Source organism: Variovorax sp. 278MFTsu5.1 (assembly GCF_048305045.1).
GTDB classification, from domain to species: Bacteria; Pseudomonadota; Gammaproteobacteria; order Burkholderiales; family Burkholderiaceae_C; genus Variovorax; species Variovorax guangxiensis.
In genome coordinates this window covers 273,335-298,887 of the sequence record NZ_CP157622.1, presented here as the reverse complement: position 1 = coordinate 298,887, position 25,553 = coordinate 273,335, and the positions used below count along the sequence as shown (strand labels likewise).

24 protein-coding genes are annotated in these 25,553 nt (G+C 69.3%); 5 read left to right on the top strand and 19 right to left on the bottom strand.

Translation table 11 applies throughout. The features are described from left to right. Positions 1-8: 8 nt before the first annotated feature. The 4 genes from ABL844_RS01315 to metH are packed head-to-tail and all read right to left on the bottom strand — an operon-like array spanning position 9 to position 6,007. Entirely contained in the window at positions 9-410 is a 402-nt protein-coding gene (locus ABL844_RS01315) for a GtrA family protein (RefSeq protein ID WP_126022507.1), read from the bottom strand. Continuing rightward, complete coding sequence (locus ABL844_RS01310) at positions 407-1,429, bottom strand: glycosyltransferase family 2 protein (RefSeq protein ID WP_418130259.1); 1,023 nt, start codon at positions 1,427-1,429, stop codon at positions 407-409. Before ABL844_RS01310 ends, ABL844_RS01315 begins: the two co-directional genes overlap by 4 nt. Beyond that, on the bottom strand, positions 1,426-3,240 hold the full coding sequence (locus ABL844_RS01305) for an ArnT family glycosyltransferase (protein WP_418130258.1): 1,815 nt from the start codon (positions 3,238-3,240) through the stop codon (positions 1,426-1,428). Before ABL844_RS01305 ends, ABL844_RS01310 begins: the two co-directional genes overlap by 4 nt. Before the next feature lie 52 nt (positions 3,241-3,292). Continuing rightward, on the bottom strand, positions 3,293-6,007 hold the full coding sequence (gene metH / locus ABL844_RS01300; protein WP_418130257.1) for a methionine synthase: 2,715 nt from the start codon (positions 6,005-6,007) through the stop codon (positions 3,293-3,295). Positions 6,008-6,341: 334 nt separating this feature from the next. Here metH and ABL844_RS01295 point away from each other — a divergent pair, with 334 nt between their 5' ends. Both ABL844_RS01295 and ABL844_RS01290 read left to right on the top strand, forming a co-directional pair. Beyond that, complete coding sequence (locus tag ABL844_RS01295) at positions 6,342-7,232, top strand: esterase/lipase family protein (RefSeq protein WP_369662499.1); 891 nt, start codon at positions 6,342-6,344, stop codon at positions 7,230-7,232. A gap of 7 nt (positions 7,233-7,239) precedes the next feature. Next, entirely contained in the window at positions 7,240-8,172 is a 933-nt protein-coding gene (locus tag ABL844_RS01290; protein ID WP_418130256.1) for a lipase secretion chaperone, read from the top strand. A 21-nt stretch (positions 8,173-8,193) separates the two neighbouring features. On the opposite strand, the gene ABL844_RS01285 is transcribed toward ABL844_RS01290, so the two are convergent. Then, positions 8,194-8,634 (bottom strand): PACE efflux transporter, encoded by a 441-nt coding sequence (locus ABL844_RS01285; protein WP_418130255.1) that lies wholly within the window; start codon positions 8,632-8,634, stop codon positions 8,194-8,196. Between the two features lie 100 nt (positions 8,635-8,734). On the opposite strand from ABL844_RS01285, the gene ABL844_RS01280 reads away from it, so the two are divergent. The 3 genes from ABL844_RS01280 (at position 8,735) to ABL844_RS01270 (ending at position 11,467) form a co-directional block, all read left to right on the top strand. Continuing rightward, the gene (locus tag ABL844_RS01280; protein ID WP_418130254.1) at positions 8,735-9,676 is read left to right on the top strand and encodes a LysR family transcriptional regulator; all 942 of its coding nucleotides are present in this window, start codon (positions 8,735-8,737) and stop codon (positions 9,674-9,676) included. Between the two features lie 33 nt (positions 9,677-9,709). Beyond that, complete coding sequence (locus tag ABL844_RS01275) at positions 9,710-10,327, top strand: TetR/AcrR family transcriptional regulator (protein ID WP_126022513.1); 618 nt, start codon at positions 9,710-9,712, stop codon at positions 10,325-10,327. 90 nt (positions 10,328-10,417) lie between these two features. After that, a complete protein-coding gene (locus tag ABL844_RS01270; RefSeq protein ID WP_418130253.1) occupies positions 10,418-11,467 on the top strand; it encodes an NADP-dependent oxidoreductase in 1,050 nt (349 codons plus the stop codon). Between the two features lie 11 nt (positions 11,468-11,478). Here ABL844_RS01270 and ABL844_RS01265 read toward each other — a convergent pair whose 3' ends face one another. From ABL844_RS01265 to ABL844_RS01200, 14 genes are all read right to left on the bottom strand, one after another. Further along, on the bottom strand, positions 11,479-12,183 hold the full coding sequence (locus ABL844_RS01265) for an SH3 domain-containing protein (RefSeq protein WP_418130252.1): 705 nt from the start codon (positions 12,181-12,183) through the stop codon (positions 11,479-11,481). A 74-nt stretch (positions 12,184-12,257) separates the two neighbouring features. Next, the gene (locus ABL844_RS01260) at positions 12,258-13,310 is read right to left on the bottom strand and encodes a homocysteine S-methyltransferase family protein (RefSeq protein ID WP_418130251.1); all 1,053 of its coding nucleotides are present in this window, start codon (positions 13,308-13,310) and stop codon (positions 12,258-12,260) included. Between the two features lie 41 nt (positions 13,311-13,351). Next, positions 13,352-14,176, bottom strand: coding sequence for an N-formylglutamate deformylase (gene hutG / locus ABL844_RS01255; RefSeq protein ID WP_418130250.1), 825 nt, complete (start codon positions 14,174-14,176; stop codon positions 13,352-13,354). Positions 14,177-14,199: 23 nt separating this feature from the next. Then, positions 14,200-15,585, bottom strand: coding sequence for a formimidoylglutamate deiminase (locus ABL844_RS01250; protein WP_418130249.1), 1,386 nt, complete (start codon positions 15,583-15,585; stop codon positions 14,200-14,202). Further along, positions 15,582-16,808: an imidazolonepropionase gene (hutI, locus tag ABL844_RS01245; RefSeq protein ID WP_418130248.1), complete on the bottom strand. Its 1,227-nt coding sequence runs from the start codon at positions 16,806-16,808 to the stop codon at positions 15,582-15,584. The genes ABL844_RS01250 and hutI overlap by 4 nt, the downstream gene beginning before the upstream one ends. Positions 16,809-16,835: 27 nt before the next feature. Beyond that, positions 16,836-17,402, bottom strand: coding sequence for a HutD family protein (locus ABL844_RS01240; RefSeq protein WP_418131866.1), 567 nt, complete (start codon positions 17,400-17,402; stop codon positions 16,836-16,838). Positions 17,403-17,407: 5 nt separating this feature from the next. Beyond that, on the bottom strand, positions 17,408-18,076 hold the full coding sequence (locus ABL844_RS01235) for an amino acid ABC transporter permease (protein WP_418118703.1): 669 nt from the start codon (positions 18,074-18,076) through the stop codon (positions 17,408-17,410). Between the two features lie 7 nt (positions 18,077-18,083). Beyond that, a complete protein-coding gene (locus ABL844_RS01230; protein WP_418130247.1) occupies positions 18,084-18,836 on the bottom strand; it encodes a transporter substrate-binding domain-containing protein in 753 nt (250 codons plus the stop codon). A gap of 65 nt (positions 18,837-18,901) precedes the next feature. Continuing rightward, positions 18,902-19,633, bottom strand: a complete 732-nt coding sequence (locus ABL844_RS01225; RefSeq protein WP_126022522.1) for an IclR family transcriptional regulator — start codon at positions 19,631-19,633, stop codon at positions 18,902-18,904. Positions 19,634-19,782: 149 nt separating this feature from the next. Then, the gene (gene hutU / locus ABL844_RS01220; protein WP_418130246.1) at positions 19,783-21,504 is read right to left on the bottom strand and encodes a urocanate hydratase; all 1,722 of its coding nucleotides are present in this window, start codon (positions 21,502-21,504) and stop codon (positions 19,783-19,785) included. A gap of 27 nt (positions 21,505-21,531) precedes the next feature. Then, positions 21,532-23,091, bottom strand: coding sequence for a histidine ammonia-lyase (hutH, locus tag ABL844_RS01215; RefSeq protein ID WP_418130245.1), 1,560 nt, complete (start codon positions 23,089-23,091; stop codon positions 21,532-21,534). 59 nt (positions 23,092-23,150) lie between these two features. Next, positions 23,151-23,888, bottom strand: a complete 738-nt coding sequence (gene hutC, locus ABL844_RS01210; protein ID WP_418130244.1) for a histidine utilization repressor — start codon at positions 23,886-23,888, stop codon at positions 23,151-23,153. Positions 23,889-23,898: 10 nt separating this feature from the next. Further along, positions 23,899-24,684, bottom strand: coding sequence for an ABC transporter ATP-binding protein (locus ABL844_RS01205; protein ID WP_369660081.1), 786 nt, complete (start codon positions 24,682-24,684; stop codon positions 23,899-23,901). After that, positions 24,684-25,538 (bottom strand): ABC transporter permease, encoded by an 855-nt coding sequence (locus ABL844_RS01200; RefSeq protein WP_418120425.1) that lies wholly within the window; start codon positions 25,536-25,538, stop codon positions 24,684-24,686. The genes ABL844_RS01205 and ABL844_RS01200 overlap by 1 nt, the downstream gene beginning before the upstream one ends. Between the last annotated feature and the right edge of the window lie 15 nt (positions 25,539-25,553).

Genomic DNA, 25,553 nt, shown 5'->3' with positions numbered 1-25,553 from the left:
CACCGGCCTCAGCCGTTGCGGTGCGACCGGAAGACGAGATAACGCGCCGACAGGAAGTTGGCGCTCATGCCCGCGAGGCTGCCCAGCGCCACGCCGAGCGCCGCGGCCCAGCGGCCTTCCACCCAGTGCAGCGTGAGCACGTAGGCACCGTAGTTGAGCACCGCGCCCGCGGTCATGGTCGCGAGATAGCCCAGGTATTCGCGCCAGATGGAACGGCCGGCCGCCGCGCTGGCCGCGAAGGTGTAGCGGCGGTTGAAGGCCCAGGTGGTGGTCGCCGCCGCGAGGAACGACACCACGCGCGCCGCGTACCAGCCCAGCAGCGGCGCCAGCAGGTACAGCACCACCACGTCGACCACGAGCCCGATCACGCCGACGGCGGCGAAGACGAGGAACTCGCGGCCTATCTTCATCGTGGGCCGGCCGCCAAGCCGCGCGACACCCGTTCGCGCACGCTCGGAATCGCGAGGTAGCTCAGCCGCTTGGCCTCACGTCGGCCCAAGGTGATGGCTTGCATGATGACGCCGCACACGAAGGAGAGCATCGCCGCCAGCATCGCCCCGGTGGCCAGCACCGCGGTGGGCAAGCGGGGCACCAGTCCGGTCTGCACGTAGGTCATGAAGACCGGCACGACCAGCGCGACCGACATCAGCGCCAGCAGCGCGCCGATGATCGAGAAGAACTGCAGCGGCCGTTCGCTCACGAACAGCTTGCAGATGGTCTTGAGGATGCGCCAGCCGTCGCGGTAGGTCGAGAGCTTGCTCACCGAGCCTTCGGGACGCGTGCTGTAGGCGGTGGCTTCCTCCGCATAGGGCATGCGCAGTTCGAGCGCGTGCACGGTGAGCTCGGTCTCCGTCTCGAAGCCCCGCGACAGCGCCGGGAACGACTTGGCATAGCGCCGCGAGAACACGCGGTAGCCCGAGAGCATGTCGGTGAGCCCGCCGCCGAAGAGCTGCGCCACCGCGCCCGTGAGCATGCGGTTGCCGAAGCGGTGGCCCGCGCGGTAGGTGTGCACGTCCTGGCCGTCGTCCACGCGGCTGCCGACCACCATGTCGAGGTTGTCGTTCACCAGACGTTCGACGAGGCGCGGCGCGGCGCCCGCGTCGTAGGTGGCGTCGCCGTCGGTCATCACGTACACGTCGGCGTCGACGTCGGCGAACATGCGCCGCACCACGTTGCCCTTGCCTCGCAGGGCCACGTGGGTGACGGTGGCGCCGGCCGCGCGCGCCACGGCGGCCGTGTCGTCGCTGGAGTTGTTGTCGAAGACGTGGATGTCGGCTTCCGGCAGCGCGGCGCGAAAGCCCCGAACCACCTGTTCGATGGCCAGCGCCTCGTTGTAGCAGGGGATGACCACGGCGACGCGCAGGCCGCGGCCGCCGCTGCCTCCGAGGCCTTGCCGGGTATTGGTGGAGATGTCTGCCGCGTCGTTCATGGTGCGACGGGAAGGATACGGTAGACGCGGCTGCCGTCCTTCTGGTATTCCACGGCGAAGTACTTGTCGAAGTCGATGCGCGCGGTGAAGACCGGCACCACCGAATCGGGCAGCACGATGGCAACGAAGCCCATGCCCGAGAGCTTGCGCGCGAGATCGCCGCCCGACAGGCGCCCGAAGTCGGTGTAGCGCCAGGGCCCGAGGGTGTCGCCCCAGATGGGGTTGGGGCCGTAGTAGATCGCCTCGTTCAGCGCGATCTGATAGACGCGACCCTTGGCGTTGCGCCGCAGGTAGTCCATGGCCGCGTAGCCCGGCACGTGCTTGCGCAGCACGGCTTCACGGGCCTCCGGCGTGGTGGCGACCAGCGCGACCTTGGCAGCCGTCTGGCGCACGGAAACCGCGGCCAGCACCGCCAGCAGCAGCACGATCGCCCAGTCGCCCACGCGGGCCGGGGTACGCGCGGTGACGGCGGCGGGCGGAACGTCGGCTGCCGCACCCTTGCCCCCGGCCAAGCGGCGAAAGCCCGCGGCGATCCAGCCGAACACCACCTGCCAGCCGACGGCCGCGATGGCCGCCAGCAGCGGGAACGAGGCCGTCAGGTAGCGCGGATAGCGCGAGGTCGCGACCCAGACGACCACCGAGTACAGGCAGAACCAGCCGGCCGCGCGCACCGCCGCGGAGCGCTTCCACAGCGGGCTGAACGGCGCGAAGAACACCGACCACAGCAGCGCGTTGGGCAGCTCGGCATGCACGCGCACGTCGGCCACCTGCTGCACGTAGTCGGCCGGCGTCCATTCGGTGAAACCGAACACGCGCGCGCCGATGGGGTTGAACGGGTCGCCGGTCATGATGGCGTTGCGTGCGTACCAGTACACGCAGGGAATCAGGAAGCAGGCGAACATCAGCGCCCAGGCCTTGAGGCTGCGCTCGTGGCGGAAGACGAAGGGCGCCACCAGCGGCAGGAAGACCAGCGCCTGGTACTTCGAGCCCGCGGCCACGCCCAGGCAGAAGGCCGCCAGGCCGAGCCAGCGGATGCCACCGTGCACAGGCTTGCCGATCTCGGACTCGCGCCACCACCACAGCGCCACGCAGGCCGAGAGCACGAAGAGCGCCACGCCCATGTCGATCAGCGCGTTGGAGTAGTCGCCGAGCCCCAGCCAGATGGCCGCGCCGATGCACGCGGTGAGCCGGCCGGCATGCAGCATGCCCAGGCGGTAGACCATGACCACCGACAGCGCTCCGGCCAGGCCGTTCAGGAAGTGCGGCAGCACGTCGTCGCCCAGCTGCAGCGCACCGGCATACAGCAGGTTGTAGTTGTACGGGAACCAGGGGTAGCGCAGCCAGTCGTGGATGCCCAGCGAGCCTTGCTCGGCGACCTGCCGAGCGTAGGGCAGGTGGTACATCAGCTCGTCGAAGGCGATGGGCGGCGCAAGCGGGGCGGCCAGCGCGGGCAGCACGACCAGCGCCAGCGCGATCGCCGCGACGCGCTCGACGTAGCTCCACGGCGCCGCGGGCGGGTTCGCGAGCAACAGCGTGCGCCGCTCGCGCAGCCATGAGGGCAACTGGAGCGCCGCGGCTGCCACGCCCACGGCGACGATCGCCGCGGTCGCGCCGGGCCTGAAGGCTCCGAAGATGGCCAGGGCCTGCAAGGCGCAGATGAAGATTCCCACGCCCAGGGCCACGGCCATGGCGGCTTCGAGCCCCGCGTCGCGGCGCGGGGGAGGCGCGAGGCGGCCCAGCAGCGCGCGTCCATAGCCCCAGCAGCCCGTCACGAAAATCGCCAGGGCCGCGTAGTGCGCGGCTGCAAACATCAGCTTCTGAATAACGACTCCCGGTGCCGGACGGCCGCGCCGGCCGGCAGGTTCAAAGGTTGGGCGCGAGCAGGCGTTCGAGGTCGGCTTCGCTTTCCTTGCGCCGCGCGGCCTGGTCCTGTAACTGGTCGTGTCCGATCTTGCCGACGTTGAAGTACGTCGAATCGGGGTGGCTCAGGTAGAACCCGCTCACGCTGGCGGCGGGCATCATAGCGAGGCTTTCCGTCAGGCTCATGCCAATGTCCGCGCAGTTCAGAAGGTCGAACATGGGCTTCTTCACGCTGTGGTCGGGGCAGGCCGGGTAGCCGGGCGCGGGGCGGATGCCGCGGTACTTCTCCGCGATCATGTCGTCGTTGCTCAGGCTCTCGTCGCTCGCGTAGCCCCACAGGTCGGTGCGCACGCGGTGATGCAGCGCCTCGGCGAAGGCTTCGGCCAGCCGGTCGGCAAGGGCCTTGAGCATGATGGCGGAGTAGTCGTCGAGGTCGTCGACGAAGTACTTCTCCTTCTTCTCCACGCCCAGGCCGGCGGTCACGGCGAACATGCCGACGTAGTCCTTCACGCCGCTGTCCCTGGGCGCGACGAAGTCGGCCAGGCAGCGGCTCGGGCGCATCACGCCGTCGATCTCGTGCTTCTCGGTCTGCTGGCGCATGCCGTACCAGGTGAGCGCCACCTCGCTGCGCGATTCGTCGGTGTAGAGCTCGATGTCGTCGTCGTTCACGGTGTTGGCGGGCCAGAAGCCCACCACGCCGCTCGCGCTGAGCCAGCGGCCCTCGATGAGACGCTTGAGCATGCGCTGGCCGTCGGCATACACGCGCACGGCCTCGGTGCCGACGATCTCGTCCTTCAGGATGGCCGGGAACGGGCCGGCGAGGTCCCAGGTCTGGAAGAACGGGCCCCAGTCGATGTACTTCGCGAGCTCGGTGAGGTCGAAGTTCCTGAACACGCGCCGGCCGATGAACTTCGGCACCGGCGGCAGGTAGTTCGCGAAATCGATGGGCGTCTTGTTGGCGCGCGCCTTGGCCAGCGGCCACAGCGGCACCTGCTTCTTGTTGGCGTGCTGCTCGCGCACCTTGACGTAGTCGGCGTTGATCTCCTCGATGTACGCAGCCGCCTGGTCGCTCAGCAGGCTCTGCGCCACGCTCACGCTGCGCGAGGCGTCGGGCACGTAGACCACCGGCCCCTCGTAGTGCGGCGCGATCTTCACGGCCGTGTGCACGCGGCTGGTGGTGGCGCCGCCGATCAAGAGGGGGATCTTGCGGATGCGGAAGTGGTCGTCCTTCTGCATCTCGCCGGCCACGTACTGCATTTCTTCGAGGCTCGGCGTGATGAGGCCCGACAGGCCCACGATGTCCGCGCCCTCGACCTTCGCCTTCGCGAGGATCTCGTGGCACGGGACCATCACGCCCATGTTCACCACCTCGAAGTTGTTGCACTGGAGCACGACGGTGACGATGTTCTTGCCGATGTCGTGCACGTCGCCCTTCACGGTGGCGATGATGATCTTGCCCTTGGAGCGCACGTCGCGCCCGGCCGCCTCGTCCTGGCGCTTCTCTTCCTCGATGTAGGGAATGAGGTGCGCCACGGCCTGCTTCATCACGCGGGCCGACTTCACCACCTGCGGCAGGAACATCTTGCCCTGCCCGAACAAGTCGCCGACCACGTTCATGCCGTCCATCAGCGGACCTTCGATCACGTGCAGCGGACGGCCGCCCCTCGCGAGGATCGCGCGGTAGGCCTCTTCGGTGTCTTCGGTGATGAACTCGGTGATGCCGTGCACCAGAGCGTGCGACAGGCGCTGCGCCACCGGCACGGGCTGCTCGGGCGTGCCGCGCCATTCGAGCTTCTTGCTGTCGTCCTTGGCCGCGCCCTTGGCGCTCTCGGCGATCTCGACCAGGCGCTCGCCGGCGTCGGGGCGGCGGTTGAGCACCACGTCTTCCACGCGCTCGCGCAGCGTGGGCTCGACCTCGTCGTACACGCCCACCATGCCGGCGTTGACGATGCCCATGTCCATGCCCGCCTTGATCGCGTGGTACAGGAACACGGTGTGGATCGCCTCGCGCACCGGGTCGTTGCCGCGGAAGCTGAAGCTGACGTTCGACACGCCGCCCGACACCTTCGCGCCTGGCAGGTTCTGCTTGATCCAGCGCGTGGCCTCGATGAAGTCGACCGCGTAGTTGTCATGCTCCTCGATGCCGGTGGCGATGGCGAAGATGTTCGGGTCGAAGATGATGTCCTCGGGCGGGAAGCCCACCTCGTCCACCAGGATGCGGTAGGCGCGCTCGCAGATCTCGATCTTGCGCGCGTAGGTGTCGGCCTGGCCCTTCTCGTCGAAGGCCATCACCACGGCGGCGGCGCCGTAGCGCTTCACCAGCTTGGCTTCGTGCTTGAACTTGTCGACGCCCTCCTTCATGGAGATCGAGTTGACGATGCCCTTGCCCTGGATGCAGCGCAGGCCCGCCTCGATGACCTCCCACTTCGAGCTGTCGACCATCACCGGCACGCGCGCGATGTCGGGCTCGCTGGCGATGAGGTTGAGGAAGCGCACCATCGCGGCCTTGCTGTCGAGCATGGCCTCGTCCATGTTCACGTCGATCACCTGCGCACCGTTCTCGACCTGCTGGCGCGCCACCGCCAGCGCTTCTTCGAACTGGCCGTTGAGGATCATGCGCGCGAAGGCCTTGGAGCCCGTGACGTTGGTGCGCTCGCCAATGTTGACGAACAGCGTGCCTTCGCCGATGGAGACCGGCTCCAGGCCTGAAAGCTTCATGGGAGGCGGCATTGGGGAAGACATGGTTGGACTCGGAGGCAAAAGCGGTTATTCGTGCGCGGGTTGGGGGAGTCTATCGCCCTCCCATACGCCGCAGGGGCTGCAGGAGTAAGTCCGAATCATGAAAGGGAAAGTCCGGATCGATCCGGCCCGGTCGGTTTCGCAGAATGAAAAGTGCACGCTCGTTCGTTTTTGCGTGCCCCCACCCTACCAACCGACACAGGGAGTTCCGATGATTCGAATGAAGAGGAATGCGGCTTCGAGGACCGAGGCGACGGGCAGCAAACAGGGCGGCGCGGCCCGGCGGACGGCCGGCGCGCTGCTGGTGTGCGGCATGCTGGCGCTCGCGCCCCTGGCGCAGACGGCACAAGCGGCCAACACCAGCGCGCAGACGGCCTATCCGATCGTGCTGGTGCACGGCATGCTGGGTTTCGACACCATCGCCGGCATCGACTACTGGTACGGCATTCCGGGCGAACTGCGCGCGCAGGGCGCCAAGGTCTTCGTCGCCGAGGTGGCGGCCACCAACAGCAGCGAGGTGCGCGGCGAGCAGCTGCTCAAGCAGGTCAAGGACGTCCTGGCGCTGACCGGCGCGAGCAAGGTCAACCTGATCGGCCATTCGCACGGCGGCCCCACGGCGCGCTACGTCTCGGGCGTGGCGCCGCAGCTGGTGGCCTCCGTCACCACCGTGGGCAGCCCGCACAAGGGCAGCAAGGTGGCCGACGTGCTCGGCAACACGCTGCCGGACGGCAGCATCAGCCGCGCCGTGGTGGTGAGCGTGGTCAACGCGTTCTCCAGCCTCATCGGCATTCTCTCGGGCAACAACACGCCGCAGAACGGGCTGGGTGCGCTGGATTCGCTCAACACCGCCGGCTCGGCGAAGTTCAACGCCAAGTTCCCCGACGGCGTGCCCACCACCGCCTGCGGCAACGGCACCGAGCTGGTCAACGGGGTGCGCTACTTCTCCTGGTCGGGCACCCAGCCGCTGACCAACGTGTTCGACGCCTCCGACTACGCGCTGTCGCTGACGAGCGTGGTGCACGGCGAGCCCAACGACGGGCTCGCATCGGCCTGCAGCTCGCACCTGGGCACCTACCTCGGCAGCTACAGGCAGAACCACCTGGACGAGGTCAACCAGATGCTCGGCCTGCGCGACCTTTTCTCGGTGAGCCCGGTGACGCTGTACGTGAACCAGGCGGCGAGACTGAAGCAACTCGGCCTCTGAGGAGACGATGCCCCGCAAGCTCCTGCTGCCGCTCGCGGCGGCCGCGGCGGTGCTGGCCGCGGGCACCGCGTGGTGGCTGGCCGGCGGCGAGGAGGCTCCGGCTCCCGCGGTCGTATCGGCAGCCCTGCCGGCCACCTCGTCGGACCTTCCCGATGTCTCCAGATCCGCGCCAGACGCAAGCCCCCACGCCCCCGATCCGCTGCTGACGCCCGCCCTGCTGCGCATCTTCGAGCAGATGCTCGACGGCAGCCAGGCGCGCGACAAGGAAGGCCTGATGGCCGAGATGCGCGCCAGGATCGACAGGTACCTGCCGCCCGAATGGCGCGTGCGCGCGCTCGGCCTGCTGGAGCGCTACATCGACTACCGCAACGCGCTGGAGGCCCTGCCGGCCGCCAACATCGGCGATCCGGCCGGGCTGCGCCGGATCCTCGATGCGCGCGCCGGCATCCGCTCGCGCTACTTCGCGCCCGAGGAAGTCGAGGGCCTGTTCGCCGCCGACGAGAAGTTCGACCGCTTCAGCGTCGAGAAGCTGGAGATCGAGCGCAACGCCGGCCTCACCGCCGAGCAGAAGCGCCAGGCGCTCGCGAAGACCGAGGAGACATGGCTCACGCCGGAGCAGCGCGCCGATCGCGTCGCCTCCGTCGCGCAACTGGCCGTGGGCGAGCAGACCGCCGCACTGGAAGCACGCGGCGCCAGTCCGCAGGAGCGTTTCGAGGAGCGCTCCAAGCAGTATGGCTACGAGGCGGCGCAGCGTCTCGCGACGCTCGACCGGCAGGAGCAGGACTGGCAGAGCCGCCTGTCGCGCTACGCCGCGGCCGACGAAGCCGCGCGGGCACAGCTGCAGGCGGAACTCTTCACGCCGCAGGAGGCGCTGCGGCTGCAGGCCGCGCTCGAGATGCGGGCGGCCGAGCAAAAGAAAAAGGCGGCCACGCCGCCTTGATCCTCTCTGCCCGGGCGGCCCTCAGGCCGCCACCGGCACCTTCGCCGCAGCCGAAGCCGGCAGGCCGAACACGCGGTCGAAGGCCCAGTTGAAGACGAAGGTGTAGACCAGGAAGAACACCACCAGCCCCAGGTCCATCACCAGCGCCTGCCAGAGCGTGACGCCCAAGCCCCAGGCGAACATCGGCACCAGGAAGGCGATCAGGCCTCCCTCGAAGCCGATGGCGTGCGCGATGCGGCGGCGCAGGCTGCGTCCGCGCACGGCCTGGCGCGACTCCCAGCGCTCGAAGAGCGAGTTGAAGACCAGGTTCCAGATCACCGCGATGACCGAGGCCGCCACCGCCATCGCGCCCGAATGGCCCAGGCCGGCATCCGTCATCAGGGCCAGGCCCGCGCTGGCGGCCACGATGGCGATGCCTTCGTAGAGGCTGATGTAGACGATGCGACGCTGAATCCCTTGCATGGCTTTCTCTCTGTGTTCGTTGATGCGATGACTGGACTTTATTTGTCCCGGGCTGATATAAAAAGTTAACTTGTTTCAGTTTTATTGAAAGATCGGCGCCATGGCCTTTTCCAGCGACAACGTCGAAGTCTTCCTGGCCGTGATCGACCACGGCTCCTTCTCGGCCGCCGCGCGGGCGCTGCGCCGGGTGCCGTCGGCAGTGAGCATGGCCATCGCCAATCTCGAGGCCGAGCTCGACCTGCAACTGTTCGACCGCAGCGGCCGCGAGCCCCAGCCCACGGCCGCCGCGCGCTCGCTGGAGCCGCAGGCGCGGCTGCTGGCGGCGCAGCTCAGGCAGCTGCAGGTGCAGGCACTCGCCCTCACCCAGGGACTGGAAGACCGGCTCACCCTGGCCATCGCGCCCGAGCTTCTGGCCGCCCCGTGGACGGGCCCGCTGTCGGAGCTGGCGCGGGAGCATCCGCTGCTGCAGGTCGAGGTGCTTGCCGCGCCGCAGGCCGACGCGCTGGCGCTGCTGCACAGCGGGCGCGCGCAACTCGCGCTGGTGTTCGAGCGGCCCAGCCTCGACGGGCGCGAAGGCTTCCAGGAAGTGGGCAGCGAGCTCATGGTGGCGGTGATGGCGCCCGACCATCCCGTGCTCGCCGCCAACGGCGGCCGGCTGCGCGAGGACCATCTGACCAACACCCGCCAGATCGTCGTGGCCGGGCGCGACCTCGCCACCAGCGACCCGCGCTTCGTGTTCGCGCGCCACGTCTGGCGCTCCGACAACGCGCTGGCCGCGCTGAGCCTGATCACCGCCGGGCTGGGCTGGGGCTGGCTGCCGCGCAACTTCGCGCGGCCCCATGTGGCGGCGGGCGCGCTGGTCGAGATTCCGTTCGAAAACCTCAGCAACGGGCTCGACCTGTGGGTGGACGTCGTGTGGTCACGTGAGCGCCCACTCGGCCTGGGAGCCCAGCATTTCGTGAATCTGATCGCCAAGGGGCGGGCCGCGGCGGGCGAATGCAGCCCCAAAGTCAGCGGCGACACCACTGGCTCGCAAGACTAGACGACTGGTCTAATTGCCGCTAGAGTGCGGCCCATGAACGCCGCAGCCGCACCCATCACCGACGTCCGCCAGCACATCCTCGACGTGGCCCATCCGCTGCTGCTGCGAAAGGGCTTCACCGGCGTCGGGCTGGCCGAGGTACTGGCGGCGGCGAAGGTGCCGAAGGGCTCGTTCTATCACTACTTCGGCTCCAAGGAAGTCTTCGGCGAGGCGGTTCTGGAGGCCTACTTCAGCGAGTACCTCGGGCGCACCGACGCCCTGCTGACCGAGGGGTCCGGCACCGCCGCCCAGCGCCTGATCGCCTACTTCGACGACTGGCTCGACTCCCAGACCGGCGAGGAGGCGCAGAGCCGCTGCCTCGTCGTCAAGCTTGGCGCCGAGGTCTGCGACCTGTCCGAGAGCATGCGCGCGGCGCTGGCGCGCGGCACCCGCGGCATCACCGACCGGCTCGCAGGCTGCATCGAGGCCGGCCGGGCCGACGGCTCAATCAAGGCGATGCCGCAGGGGCAGGACGCCCAGGGCGTCGCCGTCGCGCTCTACCAGCGCTGGCTCGGCGCCAGCCTGCTGGCCAAGATCACGCGCGACCGCTCGTCGCTGGACGCGGCGATGCGCGACACCCGGCAGCAGTTGGGCCTGTCTTCGGACCACTGAAGGAAATCACCCGGCGGGAGGCGAACGCGCTCCCGCTTTTTTTCGCCCACGCACTAGACGACTGGTCTATTAACCAAGGAGCCACGCCCCATGTCCCAGAAGAGCAACGCCGTCGACACCGTCAACCGCCGCATCGTCCTCGCCGCCCGGCCGCGCGGCCTGCCGACGCCGGAGAACTTCCGGCTGGAGGAAACCGCCGTTCCCACGCCCGGCGAGAGCCAGGTGCTGCTGCGCACGCTGCACCTTTCGCTCGATCCGTACATGCGCCAGCTGATGGACGAGGTGCCGCCGCTCTATGCGCCCGCCTCGGTGCAAGTGGGCGAGCCGATGCCGGGCGGCACGGTCAACCGCGTCGTCGAGTCCCGGAATCCGCAGTTCCGCCCGGGCGATCTCGTGCTCGGCAACACCGGCTGGCAGGACTACGCGCTGTCCGACGGCCAGGACCTGATGCCGCTCGGCGACATGGCTCAGCCCTCGCTGGCGCTCGGCGGGCTCGGCATGCCGGCCTTCACCGCGCACGTCGGCCTGCTCGACATCGGCCAGCCCAAGCCGGGCGAGACGGTGGTGGTGGCGGCCGCGACCGGCGCCGTCGGCTCGGTGGTCGGGCAGATCGCCAGGCTCAAGGGCGCGCGCGTGGTGGGCATCGCGGGCGGTGCGGACAAGTGCCGCCACGCAGTCGAGGTGCTGGGCTTCGACGCCTGCATCGACCGCCACGACCCGGCGTTCGCAGCGCGCCTCGCGGCCGCCTGCCCCACGGGCATCGACGTCTACTTCGAGAACGTCGGAGGCGAGGTGTTCGACGCGGTGCTGCCGCTGCTCAACATCGGCGCGCGCGTGCCGGTGTGCGGGCACATCGCCGACTACAACAGCGAGGCACTGCCCCCGGGCCCGAACCGGCTGCCGCTGCTGACGGCGGCGCTGCTGCAGAAGCGCATCCGCATGCAGGGCTTCGTCATCCTCGACCACTACGGCGAGCGCTTCGATGCGTTCCGGCGCGAGATGGACGAGTGGGTCGAGGCCGGCAAGATCACGCTGCGCGAGGACCGCATCGACGGCCTGGAGAACGCGCCGGATGCGTTCATCGGCCTGCTTCAGGGCCGCAACTTCGGCAAGCGCGTGGTGCGCGTCGCGGAAGACTGAGGCACCGGCCCTCAGTGCCGGTGCCCGCCGCCGTGACCTCCGCCATGGTCACCGCCACGGCCTCCCCCACGATGCCCACCGCCCCCTCCGGGATGCGGATGCGGCTTGCCCGGCGGCGGCCCGGGCCGGAAACCCGCCTGCGGCCGTGGCGGCCTGATTCCCGGGTCCACCGGCGGACGGATGCCCGGCGCGGGCGGTGGCCTGAAGCCCGGCGCGGACGGCCTGAACCCCGGCCCCGGCCGCCACGGATGCGGTTGCCATCCGGGCCGTACCGGCGGCGGCGGACGCCAGCCCGCCACGGGCGGAGGCGGCCGGCCGCCCCACCAGCGCCGGTCGCCGTACCAGGGCCTGTCGCGGTAGTAGTCGGCCCAGTAGCTGCCGATCGCGAAGCCGATGATCGGCACGCCGATCAGCGCGCCGTACGTGGCCAGCGGCACGCGCTGCTCCTGGTAGGCGTAATCGAGGTTGCGCGCCCAGATCCAGCCGCGCCCGCCATCGGGCAGCACCACGTCGCACCAGCCGTAGCCGCTGGTGCAGCCCACCACTTCGAGCGGCTGGCCGGGCCCGAGCCGCGCCACCAGCGGATAGTCGCCCGAAGGCCCCGCGCGCAGGTTGACCGCGCCGCGCGTGAAGGCCTGCTGCGCCTGCGCGGCGAGCGGCAGCGCCAGGGCCAACGCGCCGACGGCGGCCCAGCGCCAGGCGAGTGATGAGTTCATGGCAAGGCTCCTTGCGCCCCAGCGTAGGCCGGGGGCTGGGGCCCGTCAATCGGCCGCGGACGCGGCCGGAGCGCTCAAGCTGCCTCTTTGTAGAAGCCGGCGTTGTTGGTGCCCAGCACCCGGCCAGCCATCGGCGCGACCGCCTTGCCGATCGCCGCGATGTGGTCCGGCGTGGTGCCGCAGCAGCCGCCCACGATGTTTACCAGCCCCTCGGAGGCGAACTCGTGCAGCAGGCGCGAGGTGACCTCGGGCGTCTCGTCGAAGCCGGTGTCGCTCATCGGGTTGGGCAGGCCGGCGTTCGGGTAGCAGCTGATGAAGGTGTCGCCGGCCACGCGCGCCAGTTCCTGGATGTAGGGGCGCATCAGCGCCGCGCCCAGCGCGCAGTTCAGGCCGATGGCCAGCGGCTGCGAATGGCGCACGCTGTGCCAGAAGGCGGTGACGGTCTGGCCGCTGAGGATGCGGCCCGAGGCATCGGTCACCGTGCCGCTGATGATGAGCGGCAGGCGCTGCCCGCTGTTGTCGAAGTACTCGTCGACCGCGAACAGCGCGGCCTTGGCATTGAGCGTGTCGAAGATGGTCTCGACCAGGATCACGTCGGCACCGCCCTCGACCAGCGCTTCGGTCTGCTCGTAGTAGGCAGCGCGCAGTTCCTCGAAGTTGACGTTGCGCGCGCCCGGGTCGTTCACGTCGGGGCTGATGCTCGCCGTCTTGGGCGTCGGGCCGAGGGCGCCGGCCACGAAGCGAGGCTTGTCGGGCGTGCTGAACTTGTCGCAGGCCGCGCGCGCGAGCCTGGCCGATTCGAGATTCATCTCGCGCGCGAGGTGCGCCATCTTGTAGTCCTCCTGCGCGATGGTGGTCGCGCCGAAGGTGTTGGTCTCGATGAGGTCGGCGCCCGCCGCGAGGTAGCCCTCGTGGATGTCGCGGATCACGTCGGGCCGCGTGAGCGAGAGCAGCTCGTTGTTGCCCTTCACGTCGCGCTCGAAGTCCTTGAAGCGCTCGCCGCGGTACTGCTCCTCCGTCAGCTTGAAGCGCTGGATCATCGTGCCCATGGCGCCGTCGAGGATGGCGATGCGCTTGGCGAGGATGCCGGGCAGTGCCTGGCCGCGGGTGTAGGTGACGGGCTTCATAGACCCCCGATTGTAGGAAGGGGGCCTGCCCCTGCCCGCGGTCAGCCCTTTGCGCGGCCTTCCACGAAGGCCAGCACCGCCTCGATCATCCGCCGCACGTGCGGCTGCACGCCCGCCGCCACCTCGGGCAGGTAGTCGAAGGGGAGCTTCTCCTGCATGTAGCTCGACTGGGTCATCTCCAGCTGCACCGCGTGCACGTTCTGCGCGGGATTGCCGTAGTTGCGCGTGATGTAGCCGCCGGTGAAGCGGCCGTTGAGCACGCCCGTGTAGCCGGTGGCGCTTTCGGCGATGCCCAGCAGCGTCTGCGCCAGCACCGGGTCGCAGCTGATGCCCTTGCCGGTGCCCAGGTTCAGGTCGGGCAGCTTGCCTTCGAAGAAGCGCGGCAGCACCGAGCGGATCGAGTGCGCGTCCCACAGCGCGGCCACGCCGTGCTGCGCGCGGATGCGCGCGAGCTCCTCGGCGAGCTTGGCGTGATACGGCTGCCAGATGGCGTCGCGGCGCTGCGCGGTCTCTTCGTCACCCGGCACGTCGGCGGCGTCGGCGTACAGCGGCGTGTCGTCGAAGGTGTCGACCGGGCACAGGCCCGTCACGCTCTGGCCGGGGTACAGGCTGGCGCCGTCCGGCGGACGGTTCAGGTCGATCACGTAGCGCGAATGCGTCGCCACCAGCACCGAGGCGCCCAGCTCGTCGGCGAAGTCGTAGAGGCGCTCGAGGTGCCAGTCGGTGTCGGGCACATGGCGTGCCTCCTCGGTGAGGCGCGCGGCCAGCGCGGGCGGCACATGGGTGCCGACGTGCGGCATGGAGATCAGCAGCGGGCGCGTGCCCTGGCGGAAGTGAAACGCCGGTTCGTTGGTGGTGAAGGCCATGGTGGGGTCCGGGTGAGGTTCGATCAATCCTGCAGCAGTTGGGTGCGCGCGGCCACGAAGGCAGCGGCGGCTTCGTCGTGCAGCGCGTGGCGGCCTGCCGAGACGCGCGGCCGGCCTGCAACCCAGACGGCGTCGACGGCCGAAGTGCGGTGGCTCGCGAAGACGTGGGCCGAAAGCATATCGGGCGCGCTCAGCCCCTGCAGCGCGACGTGCGAGGCGTCGAGGACGACGAAGTCGGCCTGCTGCCCTGCTGCGAGCCCGCCCGTGGCGCGGCCCGAGGCCCGCGCCCCGCCCTGCACAGCCTCCAGCGTCAGCGCGCTGGCCACATGCGGCTGCGCCGCGCTGGCGCCGACGTTGCGCTGGCGCCGGGCCAGGCGCTGGCTGTATTCGAGCATCAGCAGCTCTTCCGCCGCGTTCACGCTGGCGTGGCTGTCGGAGCCCACGCCCCATGCGCCGCCGTGGCTGCGCCATTTGGCGAAATCGAAGATGCCGTCGCCCAGGTTGGCCTCGGTGGTCGGGCACAGGCCCGCCACCGCGCCGCTGCGGGCCGCGTATTCGTACTCGGCGTCGTTCATGTGCGTGGCGTGCACCAGGCACCACCGCTCGTCCACCGGCGCGTGGTCCAGCAGCCATTCGACCGGGCGCAGGCCGCTCCAGGCCACGCAGTCGTCCACTTCCTTGGTCTGCTCGGCAATGTGGATGTGGATGGGCGCCGTGCGGTCGATGGCTTCGAGCCCCGCGATGGCGTCGCGCAAACCTTCGGGCGGCACGGCGCGCAGCGAATGTGGCGCGAGGCCGAGCCGCGCGCCCTGCGCATCGCACTGCGGCTTGAGCGTTTCGAGCAGGCGCAGCATCGATTCGGTGGAGCGCACGAAGCGGCGCTGCCCCTCGGTGGGCGGCTGCTCGCCGAAGCCGCCGGTCTGGTAGAGCACCGGCAGCAGCGTGAAGCCGATGCCCACCTTCTTCGCCGCGCGCAGCAGCGCGAGGCTCAGCGTGGCGTCGTCGGCATAGGGGCGGCCGTCCACGTCGTGGTGCACGTACTGGAACTCGCACACACCGGTGTAGCCCGCTTCGAGCATCTCGGCATAGAGCCAGGTCGCGATGGTTTCCATGTGCTGCGGGCCCAGGCGCGCGGCAAAGCGGTACATCAGCGTGCGCCAGCTCCAGAAGCTGTCGTGCTGCTCGGCGCGGTGTTCCGTGAGGCCCGCGAAGGCGCGCTGGAAGGCGTGCGAATGCAGGTTGGGCATGCCCGGGATCACGGGGCCGCGCGCGGCCTCGGTGCCGGCGGGGCGCTGCGCGCCGGCCTGCACCTGCGTGAGCCAGCCCGCGTCGTCCCACGCCAGCAGCACGTTGCGGGCCCAGCCTTCGGGCAGCAGCGCGTCGGCAGCGAAAAGGGTGTTTGTCGTCATGCGTTGGCTCCAATGGCGATGCGCCCTTGCCGCACCACCGCGCGCACGGGCTGCTGTCCGAACCAGTAGGCGAGCTCGGCCGCTTCGCGCACGTTCCACAGCACGAAGTTGGCGGGCATGCCGGGCGCGATGGCGCCGTGCGTGTCCTGCAGGCCCAGCGCGCGTGCCGCGTGCACGGTGACGCCGTCGAGCGCCTCGGGCACCATGAGGCGGAACAGCGTGCAGGCCATGTTCACCATCAGCAGCAGGCTCAGCGCGGGCGAGGTGCCGGGGTTGTGGTCGGTCGACACCGCCATCGGCACGCCCGCGGCGCGCAGCGCGGCGATGGGCGGCAGGTGCGTGTCGCGCAGCGTGTAGTAGGCGCCCGGCAGCAGCACGGCCACAGTGCCGGATCTGCGCATCGCCTCGATGCCCTCGGCCGACAGGTGCTCGATGTGGTCGCACGAGAGCGCGCCGTAGCTCGCGGCCAATGCGGCGCCGCCCATGTCAGAGAGCTGCTCCGCATGCAGCTTCACCGGCAGGCCCAGCGCCTTCGCGGCCTTGAAGACCTGCTCGGTCTCGGCGAGCGAGAAGGCGATGCGCTCGCAGAACACGTCCACCGCGTCGACCAGGCCTTCGGCCGCGAGCGCGGGCAGCATCTCGCGGCAGACGAGATCGATGTACTCACCGCTGCGGCCCGCGTACTCGGGCGGCAGCGCATGCGCGCCGAGAAAAGTGGTGCGCACCGTCACGCTGTACGCCTCGCCCAGGCGCCGCGCCACGCGCAGTTGCTTGCGCTCGTGCTCCAGCGAGAGGCCGTAGCCCGACTTGATCTCGATGGCGCATACGCCGTCGGCCAGCAGCTGTTCGAGCCGGGCGGCGGCCTGCGCTAACAGCGTGTCCTCATCGGCCTCGCGCGTGGCGCGCACCGACGAGACGATGCCGCCGCCGGCCTTCGCCACTTCTTCATACGTGGCGCCCGCGAGCCGCATCGCGAACTCGTTGGCGCGCTGGCCGCCGTAGACGAGGTGCGTGTGGCAATCGACCAGCCCCGGCGTGACGAGCGCGCCACCGCCGTCGTGCTGCGCGAGGGCGGCGAATTCGGCCGGCAGCGCTTTGCGGGCGCCGGCCCAGCGGATCGCGCCCTTCTCCACCACGATGGCGGCTTCCACGCCCGCATCGGCGGCAAGGCGGATGCCGGTCCAGAGGCCGTCGGCCGAGGGAAATTCGTTGACGGGTTTCATCGTTGTTCCTGTTGTTGCGTCGGCAGCTCAGGCCGGCAGGATGCGCACCGCGAGCAGCCGCGCGCCGGCGCCCTCGGGCATCGCCTGCCAGCCGCGCGCGGCATCGGCCCACTGCAGGCCTTCGCCCTCGCCGCAGGCTTCGTCGTCCAGGCGCCACGCACCGCGCAGCGCCAGCAGCACGCCATGCGGCGCGGGCTCGATGGCCGTGGCGCCGTCCAGCAAGCGGACTTCGGCGCGCCACTGGCCGCGCCGCGTCATCACGTTGAAGTCGTTCGAGGCGCCGCCGAGCAGCGTGCAGTCGATGGCCTCGTCGCCGCTGAAAGCGAATGGCTGCAGTGCGGTGTCGAGCCGGTGTTCGATGCGCCCGTCGTGCGTGAAGAGCCGCACGCCGTCGCCCTCGAGCAGCGTGATGCTGCGGTCCACGCCCGCGAACACCGAGAACGGCCCCGCCGCCGCGATGGTGGCGATGCTCACGCGCCAGCCGAAGCTGTCGAGCCCCGCGCCCTGCGGCCAGCTGGCGATCTCCTGCGTGGTGCCGCCGCCGTTCTTCCACGGCGTGGCGGGCAGCGAGGCGCGCGAGAAGCGACGAAGCATGCCCGTCATCGCACCATCCCGCCCTGGCGCAGTCGCTGTTCGAAATGCCGCAGCACCAGCGTCATCGTGCCGGTGAGCACGAAGTACACGACCGCGATGGCCAGGTACACCTCCAGCGAGCGGTACGACACGCTGATGATCTTCTGCCCCTCGTGCATCACGTCGTGGATGGTCAGCAACGACACCAGCGCCGAGTTCTTGATGAGCGCGATGAACTCGTTGCCCAGCGGCGGAATCATGCGCACCACCGCCTGCGGCAGCACGATGTGGCGCATCGCGAGGCCGGGCGTCATGCCCAGCGACTGCGCCGCCATGGTCTGGCCCTTGTCGATCGACTGGATCGCGCCGCGCACGATCTCCGACACGTAGGCGCCCGAATACACGCCGAGCCCCAGCACGCCGCACACGAAGGCCGGCAGCAGGATGCCGAAGTGCGGCAGGCCGAAGAACAGGATGAACAGCTGCACCAGCAGCGGCGTGCCGCGAATGGCCGCGACATAGGCGGTGCAGATGCCGTAGAGCCAGCGCCGCTTCGGGTTCAGCCGGCCGATGCCGACCATCAGGCCCAGCACGCAGCCCAGCGCCAGCGCGCAGGCGGTGATTTCCACCGTGACCAGCGCGCCGCGCAGCAGGTCGTGCCAGCCTTCCCAGACGGGCGAGAAATCGAGATCCATGGCGGGCTTACTTGGCAGCCGTGCTGAACCACTTCTTGACGATCTGGTCGTAGGTGCCGTCGGCCTTGAGCTTCTCGATGGCACCGTTCACCGCCTTGGTCAGCTCGGGCGTGTCCTTGCGGATGGCCATGCCGTATTCCTCGGTGGTGATCTGCTCGGGCAGCACCTTCAGGCCGCCGCGCGTGCGCACGTACTGGTAGGCGGCGGGCTTGCCTGTCACGGCGGCGTCGGCGCGGCCGATGTCGACGAGGTTGAACATCTCCTGGTTCTTCTCGACTTCCATCAGTTGCACCTGCGGGAATTTCTCCTTCGTGAAGCTCACCGACTTGGTGCCCACCTGCACGCTGACCTTCTTGCCGTTGATGTCGGCCGGCGTCTTGATGGCCATGTTGCCGTCCTTCACCATCACCACGAGGCCGCCCGCGTAATAGGGCACGGTGAAGTCGACCACCTTCTTGCGCTCGTCGGTGATGTAGATGCCAGAGACTGCCATGTCGAAGCGCTTGGAGATCAGGCCCGGCACGAGGCCCTTGAAGTCGATGTCGATCCACTCGATCTTTCGGCCCAGCGTCTTGCCGATGGCCTCGACCAGTTCCACGTCGAAGCCGGTGCGCTTGCCGTTCTCCACGAATTCCATCGGCGGGAAGGTGGCGTCGGTGGCCACGCGCAGCGGCTCGCCCTGCGCATGCGCGGCACCCGCGAAACCGAAGATGGCAAGGCCGGAGAGTGCGGCGGCGACGATGGAGCGGCGGGTGTTCATGGCGATGGGCTTTCGTGGTGTGAGTGGAGGTGGGAGGGAAAGAAAAGAAAGAAGAGCCGGCGTGGCTACTGCAGCGCCCGCGAGATGCGCGCCGCCGTGACGACGGTCATGTGCAGCAATGCAGCTTCCATGCCCTCGACGCGCGTGAGCGGTGCCATCAGCGTGATTGCGCCGCGCAGGCGGCGGCCCGGGGCCAGCACCGGCGCGCTCGCACCCCACACGCCGGCGTCAACCTCGCCGTGCGTCACGGCATGGCCGGCCTCGCGGATGGCGTCGAGTTCGGCGGCGCGCTCGGCGCGGCGCTCGGGGCTTTCGCCGAGGCCGTCGAGCAGGGCGTCGCGCTGGTCGATCGGCATGTGGGCCAGCAGGCACTTGGCGCTGGCGCCGTCGCGCGCGGGCACGCTGCGGCCGCGGTCGAAGGAGCAGCGCAGCGACTGTTCGCTGTCGATCATCTCAAGGCACACGACGCGCTCGTTCACCGCCGTGACCAGCGCGACGCTCTCATGCGACTGCTGTGCCAGCGCGCGCATGTCGGCGCGAGCCGCGATCACGAGGTCGGAGTTGCCGTCGAAGCCGGTGGCCAGCTGCACGCTGACCGGGCCTGGCGAGTAGCGGCCGTCGGACTCCATCACGAAGCCCCAGCGGCGCAAGGTGGCGATCTGCCGGTACAGCGTGCTTTGCGAGAGGCCCGTGGCCCGCACCAGCTCGGCCGCCGTCATCGACGCCTTGCTCTGCGCCAGCACCGACAGCACGAAGAGCGCGCGGTCGTTGGCGGGGGCGTCGGTCGGGGTCGTCATGCGGTCGATCGGATGAATGGAACCGGCGTGCAGTATCTTGCCCGCCGTTCCCACTTCCAAGCCCGTATTCCCATCGAGTGGGAATGGGCCTGCTTTTTCTTTCTACCTTCGGCTTAAGGTGCCGCCGTTCTTCGCGGCGGCGCCCGCCCTCACTTCACCATCGGCAGCTTCAGGCCCTGCTTCTTCGCGGTGGCGACGGCAATGTCGTAGCCCGCGTCGGCATGGCGCATCACGCCCGTGGCCGGGTCGTTGAAGAGCACGCGCTCGATGCGCCTGGCGGCCGCGTCGGTGCCGTCGCACACGATCACCACGCCCGAGTGCTGCGAGTAGCCCATGCCCACGCCGCCGCCGTGGTGCAGGCTGACCCAGGTGGCGCCGCCTGCGGTGTTGAGCAGCGCGTTGAGCAGCGGCCAGTCGCTCACCGCATCGGTGCCGTCTTTCATCGCTTCGGTCTCGCGGTTGGGGCTGGCCACCGAGCCGGTGTCGAGGTGGTCGCGGCCGATGACGATGGGCGCCTTCAGCTCGCCGTTCTTCACCATCTCGTTGAACGCCAGGCCCGCGATGTGGCGCTCGCCCAGGCCCAGCCAGCAGATGCGCGCCGGCAGGCCCTGGAACGCGATGCGCTCGCGCGCCATGTCGAGCCAGCGGTGCGTGTGCCTGTTCTCGGGGAACAGCTCCTTGATCTTCGCGTCGGTCTTGTAGATGTCCTCCGGATCGCCCGAGAGCGCCACCCAGCGGAACGGGCCCTTGCCCTCGCAGAAGAGCGGGCGGATGTAGGCCGGCACGAAGCCGGGGAAGTCGAAGGCGTTCTTCACGCCTTCGTCGAAGGCCACCTGGCGGATGTTGTTGCCGTAGTCCACCGTGGGAATGCCCATGGCCTGGAAGTCGAGCATGGCCTGCACGTGCACGGCGCACGACCTGGCTGCCGCCTTCTTCAGTGCGTCATGCTGCGAGGCGTCCTTCATGGCGGCCTGCCATTGCGGCACGGTCCAGCCGGCCGGCAGGTAGCCGTTGATCAGGTCGTGCGCGGAGGTCTGGTCGGTCACGAGGTCGGGCTTCAGGCCGCCGGCCTTCGCACGCTTCACCAGCTCGGGCAGGATTTCGGCCGCGTTGCCCAGCAGCGCGATCGACACGGCTTCCTTCGCATCGCAATGCTGCTTGATGAGCTCGAAGGCGTGGTCGATGTCGCGCGCCTGCTTGTCGACGTAGCGGGTGCGCAGGCGGAAGTCGATGCTCGACTGCTGGCACTCGATGTTCAGCGACACAGCGCCGGCCAGCGTGGCGGCCAGCGGCTGCGCGCCGCCCATGCCGCCCAGGCCGGCCGTGAGGATCCACTTGCCCGCGAGACTGTTGTTGTAGTGCTGGCGGCCGGCCTCCACGAAGGTCTCGAAGGTGCCCTGCACGATGCCCTGGCTGCCGATGTAGATCCAGCTGCCGGCCGTCATCTGGCCGTACATGAAGAGGCCCTTGCGGTCGAGCTCGTTGAAGTGCTCCCAGTTGGCCCACTTCGGAACGAGGTTCGAATTGGCCAGCAGCACGCGCGGCGCGTTCTCGTGCGTCTTGAAGACGCCGACGGGCTTGCCCGACTGGATGAGCAGCGTCTCGTCGTCGTTCAGCTCCTTCAGCGAGGCGAGGATCTGGTCGAAGCAGGCCCAGTCGCGCGCGGCGCGGCCGATGCCGCCGTACACCACCAGGTCCTGCGGGCGCTCGGCCACCTCGGCGTCGAGGTTGTTCTGCAGCATGCGGAAGGGAGCCTCGGTGAGCCAGCTCTTGCAGTTGAGCTCGCTGCCGCGCGGGGCGCGGATCACGCGCGTCGGGTCGCGGCGCGGGTCGGTGGCAGTGTTCAGGGCAAATTTGTCGGGAGCGTTCATGGCGGGTTCTCCTAATCGGGGGGTGTTTTACGAGTGGCTGGGCAGGATGTCGAGCAGCGCGGCCGGCAGCTCGGCCTTCAGCGCCCACTGGCGCATGGCTTCGATGTCGGGGGCGAGATAGCGGTCGGTTTCGAGGAAGGCGACCTTCTGGCGGATGGCGGCGAATTCGGCCTCCACGAGCGGCGAGCTCTTGAGCTTGCGTTTGAGTTCGATGCCCTGCGCGGCGGCCATCGCTTCGATGCCGACGACAACAGCCGTGTTGTCGACCATGTCGGCCAGGCGGCGGCCCGCGAAGGTGGCCATCGACACGTGGTCTTCCTGGTTGGCGGAGGTCGGCAGGCTGTCGACGCTGGCGGGGTGCGCGAGCGACTTGTTCTCCGAGGCAAGCGCCGCGGCCGTGACCTGCGCGATCATGAAGCCGGAGTTCAGGCCGCCGTCGCGCACCAGGAAAGGCGGCAGGCCCGACAGGCCGCTGTCCAGCAGCAGCGCGAGGCGGCGCTCGGAGATCGCGCCGACTTCGCTCACGGCCAGCGCCACGATGTCGGCCGCGAAGGCGACGGGCTCGGCGTGGAAGTTGCCGCCCGAGATGACCTCGCCCGTGTCCGTGAAGACCAGCGGGTTGTCCGACGCCGCATTGGCTTCGATGACCAGCACGCGCGCGGCGTGCGCGAGGTTGTCGAGGCAGGCGCCCATCACCTGCGGGATGCAGCGCACGGAATATGGATCCTGCACGCGGCCGCAGTCGGCGTGCGAGGGAACGATCTCGCTGCCTTCGAGCAGCGTGCGCACCGCGCCCGCCACGGCGATCTGGCCCGGCTGACCGCGCGCGGCGTGGATTCGCGCGTCGAAGGGCTTGATGGAGCCCTGGATGGCTTCGAGCGACAGCGCGCCCGACATCAGCGCCGAGGCGAATACGTCTTCCGCGCCGAAGAGGCCGGCCAGCGCCAGCGCGGTCGACACCTGCGTGCCGTTGAGCAGCGCGAGGCCTTCCTTGGGGCCGAGCACGAAGGGTTCGAGGCCGATGTGCTTCATCGCCTCGGCGCCACTCACCACGCGGCCGTCGGCCAGCATCGCCTCGCCTTCGCCGATCAGCACGCAGGCGAGGTGCGCGAGCGGCGCGAGGTCGCCCGAGGCGCCCACGGAGCCCTTGGCCGGGATGCGCGGCATCACGCCCGCGTTGAACAGCGCCAGCAGCGCGTCGGCCAGCGCGGGCCGCACGCCCGAGTGGCCGCGCGCCAGGCTCACCGCCTTGGTCGCGAGGATCATGCGCACGACAGGCGCGGCCAGCGGCTCGCCGGTGCCCACGCTGTGCGAGAGCACCAGGTTGCGCTGCAGCTCGGCCAGGTGGTCGTTGCCGATGCGCGTGCTCGCGAGCTTGCCGAAGCCGGTGTTGATGCCGTAGACCACCTGGTCGTTCTCGACGATGTGGCGCACGGCGGCCTCGGCGCGCTGCATGCCTTCGCGCACCGACGCATCGAGCGCAAGCTTCACGCCACCGGTCTGGATGCGGCGCAGCGTCGCAAGGTCGACCTCGCCGGGCACGAGGGTCAAAGTGGCATCTGGATGGGCGGTTTGTTTGCTTGGCATGTGAACCTGTCTATACAAGTAGTTGCGAGTGAAATCGGAGGTCTCGGGGACGAAAAAAATCAGCCGAAGCTGGGGTTGCCGTCGGCCTTGAAGCGGCTTCCCAGGCTGTAGCGCGAACCGGGGTGCAGGCAGCGCACCCACGTCACGGGAACGTTGCGCGACCAGGTGCGGCGCGTGAGCAGCAGGCAGGGGTCGGTGGGCGTCATCGCGAGGCGCTCGGCCTGCTCGGCGTTGGGCAGCACTGCGTCGACCACGTGCTCGATCTGGTCGAAGGGCACGTTGCGCACCAGGTACTCGCTGGGCGGCGTCGTCGAGAAGTCCTGCTCGAGGTAGTCGGGCACCACCTGCGGGTTGACGAAGCGCTCCTCCAGCTGCACCGGCGTGCCGTTCTCCAGGTGCAGGCACACGCTGTGGAACACCGAGTCGCCGGCGCGCTTGTCGAGCCATGCGGCCACGTCGGGCGAGGCGGCGAGGCGCTCGACGGCGATCATCTCGCAGCGGTAGTCGTGCCCGCGCTGGCGGATCTCGCTGGCGATGTTGGCGATCTGCAGCAGCGTGGACTGCGGCTTGTTCTCCGCCACGAAGCTGCCGACGCCGGCCACGCGCACGATGCGGCCCTGCTCCACCAGCTCGCGCAGCGCGCGGTTCACCGTCATGCGCGCCATGCCGAACTGCGCGACCAGTTCGTGCTCCGACGGCAGGCGGTGGCCGGGCGGCCACGTCCCGTCCTGGATCTTGCGGGAGATGTGATCCATGACTTGCGCGTACAGCGCGAGGGTCGGCAGGTCGCGTTTCATCGTGTCTTCGTCAATGCTCCGCCGCGGCCATCGATTCGGCGCGGATTTCTTCTGTCAGGCGCGCCTTGATTTCCATGAACTCCGGCGAGGTCTTGATGGTGTAGCTGCGTGGGTGCGGGAAGTCGACCGCGATCTCGGTCTTGATGCGCCCGGGCCGCGCGCTGAACACCGCCACGCGGTTGGCCATGAAGATCGCTTCGTCGATGTCGTGCGTGACGAACAGCACCGTCTTCTGCGCCGACTCCCAGATGCCCAGCAGCAGCTCCTGCATGAGCACGCGGGTCTGGTTGTCGAGCGCGCCGAAGGGTTCGTCCAGCAGCAGCATCTTGGGGTCGTTGGCCAGCGCGCGCGCGATGGCCGTGCGCTGCTGCATGCCGCCGGAGAGCTGCTTCGGGAAGTGGTTCTCGAAGCCGCGCAGGCCGACCTTGGCGATGAAGAATTCGCTGCGCTCCTTCTGGTCGGCCTCGCTCATGCCGCGCTCGCGCAGGCCGAAGCGGATGTTCTGCGCCACCGTGAGCCACGGAAAGAGCGTGTAGCTCTGGAACACCACGCCGCGGTCGGCGCCGGGGCCTTCGATGCGCTGGCCGTCGAGCAGCACCTGCCCGGTGGTCGGGAAGTCGAGCCCCGCCACGATGCGCAGCAGCGTCGACTTGCCGCAGCCCGAGGGGCCGAGGATGGTGACGAAGTCGTTCTCCTTCACCTCGAAGTCGATCGGCTGCAGCGCCTGCGTGCGCTGGCCCTTGGCGCCGGTGAAGACGCGGGAGACACCCTGGATGGAAAGTTGGTTCTGCGACATCACAGTGCTGCCCACGCGAAGAGACGGCGGTTGATTGCCTTGAAGGCGAAGTCGGACAAAAGGCCGATGACGCCGATCACGATGATTCCGAAGATGATCTGGCCGGTGTTCAGCAGCGCCTGGCTGTCGGTGATCATGTGGCCGATGCCCGAGGAGGAGCCGATGAGCTCCGCCACGATCACGTAGGTCCATGCCCAACCGAGCACGAGGCGCAGCGTTTCGGCGATGCCCGGTGCCGCGCCCGGAATGAGCACCCGCGCCACGATGCCTCGGCTGTTGGCGCCCAGGGTGTAGGCAGCTTCCACGAGGTCGCGCCGCGCGCCGCCCACGGTGACGGCCACCATCAGCACGATCTGGAAGAAGGAGCCGATGAAGATCACCAGCAGCTTCTGCATCTCGCCCAGGCCCGCCCACAGGATGAGCAGCGGAATGAAGGCCGAGGCCGGCAGGTAGCGGCAGAAGGACACGAAGGGCTCGAAGAAGGCCTCCACGGCCTTCCAGGTGCCCATGGCGATGCCCAGCGGCACGGCGAACACGGCCGCCAGCAGGAAGCCGCCGAACACGCGCCACACGGTCATGCCGATGTCGCCGATGAAGCCGTACTCGGTGAAGAGCAGCCAGCCTTCCTTGACCATGGTCGGCGGACTCGCGAGGAAGGTCGGCGGCACGAAGCCGCCGAGCGTGGCGATGGCCCACACGAGCACGAAGACGACGAAGAAGGCGAGCCCCAGCAACACGCGGGCGCGCGTGCCGATGGGCTCCAGTGGCGCGAGCGCGCGGCGGCGCGCGGGCGCGACGACAGGCACCGCTGCGGGCCTCGAGGCTGGCGCTGCGGCCACCATGGCGGACGGCATCTGCGACATCTGACA

What these genes read in the sequence shown, in the direction of transcription:
- hutH (WP_418130245.1), bottom strand. Translation starts at nt 23,091, where the DNA reads ATGCCAAGCAAACAAACCGCCCATCCAGATGCCACTTTGACCCTCGTG.
- ABL844_RS01240 (WP_418131866.1), bottom strand. Translation starts at nt 17,402, where the DNA reads ATGCTTCGTCGCTTCTCGCGCGCCTCGCTGCCCGCCACGCCGTGGAAG.
- ABL844_RS01250 (WP_418130249.1), bottom strand. Translation starts at nt 15,585, where the DNA reads ATGACGACAAACACCCTTTTCGCTGCCGACGCGCTGCTGCCCGAAGGC.
- ABL844_RS01205 (WP_369660081.1), bottom strand. Translation starts at nt 24,684, where the DNA reads ATGTCGCAGAACCAACTTTCCATCCAGGGTGTCTCCCGCGTCTTCACC.
- ABL844_RS01270 (WP_418130253.1), top strand. Translation starts at nt 10,418, where the DNA reads ATGTCCCAGAAGAGCAACGCCGTCGACACCGTCAACCGCCGCATCGTC.
- ABL844_RS01265 (WP_418130252.1), bottom strand. Translation starts at nt 12,183, where the DNA reads ATGAACTCATCACTCGCCTGGCGCTGGGCCGCCGTCGGCGCGTTGGCC.
- ABL844_RS01305 (WP_418130258.1), bottom strand. Translation starts at nt 3,240, where the DNA reads ATGTTTGCAGCCGCGCACTACGCGGCCCTGGCGATTTTCGTGACGGGC.
- metH (WP_418130257.1), bottom strand. Translation starts at nt 6,007, where the DNA reads ATGAAGCTTTCAGGCCTGGAGCCGGTCTCCATCGGCGAAGGCACGCTG.
- ABL844_RS01280 (WP_418130254.1), top strand. Translation starts at nt 8,735, where the DNA reads ATGGCCTTTTCCAGCGACAACGTCGAAGTCTTCCTGGCCGTGATCGAC.
- hutG (WP_418130250.1), bottom strand. Translation starts at nt 14,176, where the DNA reads ATGGCCTTCACCACCAACGAACCGGCGTTTCACTTCCGCCAGGGCACG.
- hutC (WP_418130244.1), bottom strand. Translation starts at nt 23,888, where the DNA reads ATGAAACGCGACCTGCCGACCCTCGCGCTGTACGCGCAAGTCATGGAT.
- ABL844_RS01315 (WP_126022507.1), bottom strand. Translation starts at nt 410, where the DNA reads ATGAAGATAGGCCGCGAGTTCCTCGTCTTCGCCGCCGTCGGCGTGATC.
- hutU (WP_418130246.1), bottom strand. Translation starts at nt 21,504, where the DNA reads ATGAACGCTCCCGACAAATTTGCCCTGAACACTGCCACCGACCCGCGC.
- ABL844_RS01260 (WP_418130251.1), bottom strand. Translation starts at nt 13,310, where the DNA reads ATGAAGCCCGTCACCTACACCCGCGGCCAGGCACTGCCCGGCATCCTC.
- ABL844_RS01295 (WP_369662499.1), top strand. Translation starts at nt 6,342, where the DNA reads ATGCTGGCGCTCGCGCCCCTGGCGCAGACGGCACAAGCGGCCAACACC.
- ABL844_RS01230 (WP_418130247.1), bottom strand. Translation starts at nt 18,836, where the DNA reads ATGAACACCCGCCGCTCCATCGTCGCCGCCGCACTCTCCGGCCTTGCC.
- ABL844_RS01275 (WP_126022513.1), top strand. Translation starts at nt 9,710, where the DNA reads ATGAACGCCGCAGCCGCACCCATCACCGACGTCCGCCAGCACATCCTC.
- hutI (WP_418130248.1), bottom strand. Translation starts at nt 16,808, where the DNA reads ATGAAACCCGTCAACGAATTTCCCTCGGCCGACGGCCTCTGGACCGGC.
- ABL844_RS01225 (WP_126022522.1), bottom strand. Translation starts at nt 19,633, where the DNA reads ATGACGACCCCGACCGACGCCCCCGCCAACGACCGCGCGCTCTTCGTG.
- ABL844_RS01285 (WP_418130255.1), bottom strand. Translation starts at nt 8,634, where the DNA reads ATGCAAGGGATTCAGCGTCGCATCGTCTACATCAGCCTCTACGAAGGC.
- ABL844_RS01310 (WP_418130259.1), bottom strand. Translation starts at nt 1,429, where the DNA reads ATGAACGACGCGGCAGACATCTCCACCAATACCCGGCAAGGCCTCGGA.
- ABL844_RS01290 (WP_418130256.1), top strand. Translation starts at nt 7,240, where the DNA reads ATGCCCCGCAAGCTCCTGCTGCCGCTCGCGGCGGCCGCGGCGGTGCTG.
- ABL844_RS01235 (WP_418118703.1), bottom strand. Translation starts at nt 18,076, where the DNA reads ATGGATCTCGATTTCTCGCCCGTCTGGGAAGGCTGGCACGACCTGCTG.
- ABL844_RS01200 (WP_418120425.1), bottom strand. Translation starts at nt 25,538, where the DNA reads ATGCCGTCCGCCATGGTGGCCGCAGCGCCAGCCTCGAGGCCCGCAGCG.